General features: G+C 68.3%; 5 protein-coding genes. 2 read left to right on the plus strand and 3 right to left on the minus strand.

Translation table 11 applies throughout. From position 1 onward, the window contains the following. Window positions 1-41: 41 nt before the first annotated feature. The 3 genes from IY392_RS03960 to IY392_RS03970 are packed head-to-tail and all read right to left on the minus strand — an operon-like array spanning window position 42 to window position 4,303. Window positions 42-2,537: a polynucleotide kinase-phosphatase gene (locus IY392_RS03960; RefSeq protein ID WP_194860567.1), complete on the minus strand. Its 2,496-nt coding sequence runs from the start codon at window positions 2,535-2,537 to the stop codon at window positions 42-44. Further along, a complete protein-coding gene (locus IY392_RS03965; RefSeq protein ID WP_194860568.1) occupies window positions 2,534-3,955 on the minus strand; it encodes a 3' terminal RNA ribose 2'-O-methyltransferase Hen1 in 1,422 nt (473 codons plus the stop codon). The genes IY392_RS03960 and IY392_RS03965 overlap by 4 nt, the downstream gene beginning before the upstream one ends. Window positions 3,956-4,000: 45 nt before the next feature. Then, window positions 4,001-4,303, minus strand: coding sequence for a winged helix-turn-helix domain-containing protein (locus IY392_RS03970; protein ID WP_182612152.1), 303 nt, complete (start codon window positions 4,301-4,303; stop codon window positions 4,001-4,003). A gap of 305 nt (window positions 4,304-4,608) precedes the next feature. On the opposite strand from IY392_RS03970, the gene IY392_RS03975 reads away from it, so the two are divergent. Then, entirely contained in the window at window positions 4,609-5,628 is a 1,020-nt protein-coding gene (locus IY392_RS03975) for a sodium-dependent bicarbonate transport family permease (RefSeq protein WP_194860569.1), read from the plus strand. A gap of 14 nt (window positions 5,629-5,642) precedes the next feature. Beyond that, window positions 5,643-5,933 carry a P-II family nitrogen regulator gene (locus tag IY392_RS03980; protein ID WP_107755376.1) on the plus strand — a complete coding sequence of 97 codons (291 nt, stop codon included), beginning with the start codon at window positions 5,643-5,645 and terminating at the stop codon, window positions 5,931-5,933. Window positions 5,934-6,006 lie beyond the last annotated feature (73 nt).

Here is a 6,006-nt window from a genome sequence, read left to right on the forward strand (position 1 = left end):
CGACTACTCCGGTCCGATGAGATCGGAGAGCAGACGTCTGGTCACAGCCGCGGGTCCACGGGTTCGGATTCCATGGCCAGGACGCCGAAGACGCACTGGTGAACACGCCAGATCGGTTCACCGGCCGCGGCCCGGCGTGCCCCTTCGAGGCCGAGCGCGTACTCCCGCAGCGCCATGGAGCGCTTCTGGCCGAGCGATCGATTCTTGAGGCCAACCAGCGTCGCCGGGGTGGTGTAGTCGGCGCCGTAGATGATGCGCAGGTACTCACGTCCGCGGACCTTGAGTCCGGGTTGGACCAGGCCCTTCTTTCCTCGGGTGAGGTTGGCCAGTGGCTTGACGACCATGCCCTCACCGCCGGTTGAGGTGAGATCGTCCCACCACGCCGACCCCGCAGCACGCGAACGGTCGTCGGCCAGATCGATGTCGAGGCGCCGGGTGGTACGGAACAGCTCCGGGTCGGCGGCGACGAGCCGGTCCGCCAGAGCGAGGTGCCAGTGATGGTCCCGGTTCTCGTAGGTATCGGCGTCGCTGGCCACGAGCTGGAACGGCGCGATCTGCAGGCCGAGGTCGCCCTCGACCGGTCGGATGTAGCGCCGGTAAGCCTCGACGAACCTCTCGGCATTGTCCGCCCGGGAGCGCGTCCGGTCCAGCAGGGTCCCCACGTCGATGCCGCGGTGGGCGGCGGCGTCGAGCGCGTGGATAGCGGCGGGGAGGGCGGTGGTGGCGGCGGCACCCACGGCGGCGTACTGGTCACGGATCATCGGTTCGGCTTTGAGTGTCCACGGCAGGATCTCGGTATCGAGCAGCAGCCAGGTGGCGCCCAGGTCTTCCCACACCCCGGCGACTGTGGCCGCGCGAGCAATCCGTTGCAGGACGACCGACTGCTGATCGTCCGGAAGGAACGCACGACCGGTGCGGGAATAAACGACCCCCCCGCCCTGGTTGGCGACGCGCACGACGGCGCGGGAACCCATGTGCTTCTCCTCGCAGATCACCCGGTCGACACCCTGCGCGGCGAAGTGGTCGAATGCCTGATCGGGGTGTTCGAGGAGGTCGTCGCGTGGGGAGCTGTCGACAGGCGACATGGTTGGTGGGAGGTAGATGAGCTGCTCCGGGTCGACGGCGAAGCGGCTCATCACCTCCAGAGCCCCGGCCGCGTTCTCGTCACGCATTGACACCCGTCCCAGGTAGCGGGTCTCGATCACCCGGGGTCCCAGCACGTCGGTCAGCTTCAGGGTCGCGGGATCCCGCTCGGGCGGCGCCGGGGGCCGGATCGGCTCGTAGTAGGTGTCCTGGGCGGGCACTGAGACAGTCTGGCGTTCCGGGTAGCGCAGCGCCGTCAGGGACCCGCCGAACACGCACCCGGTGTCCAGGCACATCGTGTTGTTGACCCACTCGGTCTCGGTGACAGGGGTGTGCCCGTACAGCACTGTCGCCGACCCGCGGTACTCCTCGGCCCACGGATACCGGACGGGCAGGCCGAACTCATCGGTCTCGCCGCTGGTGTCTCCATACAGGGCAAAAGCACGTACCCGCCCGGATGCGCGACCGTGGTACTTCTCCTTCAGGCCGGCGTGTGCCACGACGAGGTTGCCGTCGTCCAGAACGTAGTGCGCCACGAGGCCGTCACAGAACGCGCGTGTCCTGGCGACGAACGAGCCGTCTTCTGCCGCCAACTGGTCGAGGGTCTGTTGCAGACCATGGGTGGCCTTGACCGTCCCCCGCCCCAGCGCCTTGGCCAGCTTGGCTTCGTGGTTACCCGAGACGCACAGGGCGTTGCCGGACTCAACCATACCCATCGCCAACCTCAGCACTCCCGGAGAGTCGGGGCCTCGGTCGACCAGGTCACCCACCAACACCACGCGCCGCGACTCAGGGTGGTGCGCGTCGACCGCCCGGCCTGCCTGGTCCCTCTCCAGGGCGTAACCCAGCGACTCGAGCAACTCCTCCAGCTCGGCGCGGCACCCGTGGACATCTCCTATCACATCGAACGGGCCGTGGTCGTCGCGGCGGTCGTTGAACAACCGGGTCCGCACAATCGTCGCCTCGGCCACCACCTGTTCCGAATCCAGCACGTGGATGGAGCGGAACCCCTCCTTCTTCAGCCCGCGCATCGAGCGGCGCAGCTGCTCCTGCTGGCGCTTGATCACCCGGGCGCCGAATTCGCGATCCGCGCGGGCCGCGTTGCGCTCCACTGCCACCGAGGTGGGCAGGTCGAGCACGATGGCGGTGGCCAACACGTCGTGCTCCTTGGCCAGGGCCAGCAGGGACTTACGGGCCGCCGGTTGCACGTTGGTCGCGTCGATCACAGTCAGCAGCCCGCGTGCCAGGCGCTTGCCGGCGATGAACTCCAGCACCGCGAATCCATCCACGGTGGCGTCCTGGGCATTGGGGTCGTCGCAGACCATCGCCCGGCAGTCGTCGCTGGAGATCACCTCTGTCGGGGCGAAGTGAGTCGCCGCGAAGGTCGATTTGCCGGAGCCGCTGGCGCCGATGAGCAGGACCAGGGACAGTTCCGGGATGGACAGCTCACTCATGCGGACACCTCCACTGGGGCGGACTGGCTGAACACGGCCATCTGGGTCGGCGGCCCGACCTGCCCGTCGGGCTCGCCCACGGGACGGAATTCCACCTGGTAACCGTGGGCGCCGGCCACGGAGTGGGCCCAGGACTGGAACTGCTCCCGCGTCCACTCGAACCGATGGTCAGGGTGCCGGAAGCCTCCTGTGGCCAGCGCCGGGTAGTGAACGTTGTACTCGACGTTGGGCGTGGTGATCACCACGTGCCGGGGATGCATCGCGCCGAACACGTTGCGCACTACAGCCGGCAGACGGTCGGGATCGACGTGCTCGATCACCTCCATCAGGATCGCCATGTCGAGATCGGCCAGTCGCTCGTCCTCGTACATCAGTGAGGAGCGTAGGAGGGATAGGCGGTCAGCCTGGCGTTCGGTCATCGAGTCCACGTGCAACCGCGTGGCGGCCTTGGACAAGGCGAAGTCCGAGACCTCCGTGCCGATCACGCGTGCCACACCCCGGACTTTGAGCAGGCCGCCCAGTAGGGCGCCTGAACCACAGCCCATATCGGCGATCGACACCGGCGCCAGGTCGCGGACCACCTCCAGTACCGCGTCGTGACGCAGACTGACCAGGGGACGAGGGGCGGCGGCAGCATCCGAGGCAGCGGCGTCCGGGGTGCTCTCTGCGGCGCGGTCGTCCAGTTCGGCGAGACGGGCCAGGGCGCTCTCGCGAAGATCCCGCTGGCCGGCCAGGTAGCGGTGCGTCACCAGATCCCGCTCCGGGTGCCCGGGCAACCACCGGTCACCGGCACGCAACAGCTTGTCGACCTCGTCCTGGCCGACCCAGTAGTGCTTGGCCGCATCAAGGACGGGGAGCAGGACATACAGGTGACTGAGGGCGTCCGTCAGGCGCACGGACCCGGTCAGCGTCAGACCCACCAGCGGCGCCGCGCCCCACTGGGGGCGGGTGGCGTCGAACGCGATCGACTCGGCCTGGATGTCCCATCCCAGTGGCGCGAACAACCGGCGCACCAGGTCGGGTTCACCGGGCACCGTCGGCAGAGAGATCGTCAGATCCAGGGGAGCCTCGACCAGGTCCTCGTAGCCGACACACTGTCCGTTGAGCGCTGACCGGAACACCTTTCCCATCGCCACCGCCAGCAGCGAGGACGCCACGTACGGGCGGTCGTTGACGTAGTGACCCAGTGCGAAGGCGTCCGCGCGCCCGGATCGTCCGCGGACCAGAGCGACCGCCTCGACTTCCAGCAGCACCGCGGCAGTGCACGACTCCGTGCTGACCTCGGGGTAGAACACGTGCGCCGTGCCCGCGTACACGCCGAAGGATTGCACCTTGTCGGGGTGCTTGTGCAGCAGGAAACCCAGATCACCCGGCGTGGGGAGCGCCTCGGAGCGGCGGGCGGTGATCGTCAGCAACATCCGGCCAGTCTGCCCGAGCCGCCGAACCGGCGCCGCGACGCGGCGTCATTCGTCCCCGTGGGCCGCGTGCGTCCGTGGGGCTCCCAGCACACTGAGGATCTCCCCCACCATGTGGTCCCGCTCGAGCGGATGGCGCAGCGGTAGGTCGCGGTTCAGGCTGTAGCGGTTACGGCGCCCGTCCCGGATGCGCTGGAGGTACCCGGCCTCCTCCAGCTCGGCCACGATCCGCTGGGTGGCCCGCTCGGTGATCCCGACCGCGTCGGCGATGTCGCGCAGTCGCGTCTCGGAATCCTGCGCGATGCACAGCAGGACGTGGGCGTGGTTGGTGAGAAACGTCCACTCCGCCACTGCGTCACCCCGTCTACATCCGGCCGTCACCGACGACTTCCGAGTGCCATGTTGCCTTACGCGAATCCCTGTACGCATGTGGGCACGGCACGGGGGCGTCCCTTCGCGGTGCGGGAGAGGCTCGGCCCTTGGGGGAGAGGTGCGCGTGACACACGACACAGATTTAGCCCATCATAAAACAGGCAATAGAAATCGTGTATTGTTCGTCCTGTTACCACGTCGGGGCAGCGGATCGCGCGCCACCACGGGGTTCCGGTCGTCCCGCGTCGCGGCGACCGGGCTCCGGACTGATCAGGAGACACGCAGTGGACCTCAGCATTCTCGGCAGCCTCACGGACCCGCCGATCCTGTTCTTCTTCCTGGGGCTGTTCGTCGCCGCGGTGCGCTCCAATCTGGAGATACCGGCCCCCGTCACCAAGTTCCTGTCGCTCTACCTGCTGATGGCGATCGGGTTCAAGGGCGGCCAGGCTCTCCGCGAGACCGGTCTGACCGGCCGCGCCGCAGCGGTGATCGGCATCGCTCTGCTCCTGGCCCTGGTGATCCCTGCGCTGGGCTTCCTGGTCCTGCGGCGCAGAGTGAACGAGTTCGATGCGGCCGCCATCGCCGCCACCTACGGGTCGGTCAGCGCGGTGACGTTCATCGCCGCGACGCAGTTCGTGACCGCCCGTGGCGAGGAACCCGGCGGGTACATGACGATCGCCCTGGTGCTGATGGAATCGCCCGCGATCATCATGGCGGTGCTCCTCGCCACCTGGGCCCGGTCACGTCAACGCTCAGCTCAGATGGCGGGCGACGCGGGGGCCGGAGCCCCCGGTCCCGCGTCGGGGGCACCCCTGTCGATGCGGGCGATCCTGCACGAGGCGTTCACCGACGGCGCGCACCTGCTGCTGATCGGGTCGCTCGTGATCGGCACCATGGTGGGGGCCGACGCCGGCGAGTCCATGTCCCCGTTCGTCAACGACATGTTCAAGGGCCTGCTGGCCTTCTTCCTGCTCGAGATGGGCCTGCTCGTCGCCCGTCAACTCCGCGAGGTCCGCGACGTGGGCCCGTTCCTGATCGGGTTCGGCATCGTGATGCCCCTGATCGGAGCGTCGATGGCGCTGGCCCTGGGTGCACTGGCCGGGCTCCCGGTCGGCGACCTGACCATGCTCGCCGTGCTCGCGGCGAGCGGGTCCTACATCGTCGTCCCGGCCGTGGTGCGCTACGCGATCCCCGAAGCGCGGCCGTCCCGGTACTTCACAATGGCCCTTGCCGTGACGTTCCCGTTCAACATCGTCCTCGGCATTCCGCTCTACTACACCGTCGCCCAGCACCTGGGCGCCTGAGGCGAGGAGATCCCATGAGAGACGTCAAACGGATCGAACTGGTGGTGGAATCCGGGGTCGCCGGGAGGTTCCTCGGCGCGTTGGATTCGCTGGGCCTGACCCATCGCACCGTGATCCCGGGGATCTACGGGCGGGGCCAGCACGGTGAGCGCGGGGGGGACCCCTTCTCCACCTTCGACAACACCTTCGTGCTCGTGGCGGTCGACCCCGACCGGATCGACGAGGTCCTCCGGTCGCTGCGCCCCCTTCTGAAGTCCGTCGGTGGCATGTGTCTGGTCTCGGACGCCCAGTCGGTGCGGTACTGAGCCGGCGCCCGGGAGGGGGCTAGGAGCATGGGTCAGTAATGGCTCGAAGCGCGCCGAGAGTACGGCGGAGTGC

This window comes from Dietzia sp. SYD-A1, from assembly GCF_015356725.1.
Taxonomy (GTDB): Bacteria; Actinomycetota; Actinomycetes; order Mycobacteriales; family Mycobacteriaceae; genus Dietzia.

Excerpts from the sequence above, each read along its gene's own strand:
- IY392_RS03960 (WP_194860567.1), bottom strand. The coding sequence starts at position 2,537 with ATGAGTGAGCTGTCCATCCCGGAACTGTCCCTGGTCCTGCTCATCGGC.
- IY392_RS03965 (WP_194860568.1), bottom strand. The coding sequence starts at position 3,955 with ATGTTGCTGACGATCACCGCCCGCCGCTCCGAGGCGCTCCCCACGCCG.
- IY392_RS03980 (WP_107755376.1), top strand. The coding sequence starts at position 5,643 with ATGAGAGACGTCAAACGGATCGAACTGGTGGTGGAATCCGGGGTCGCC.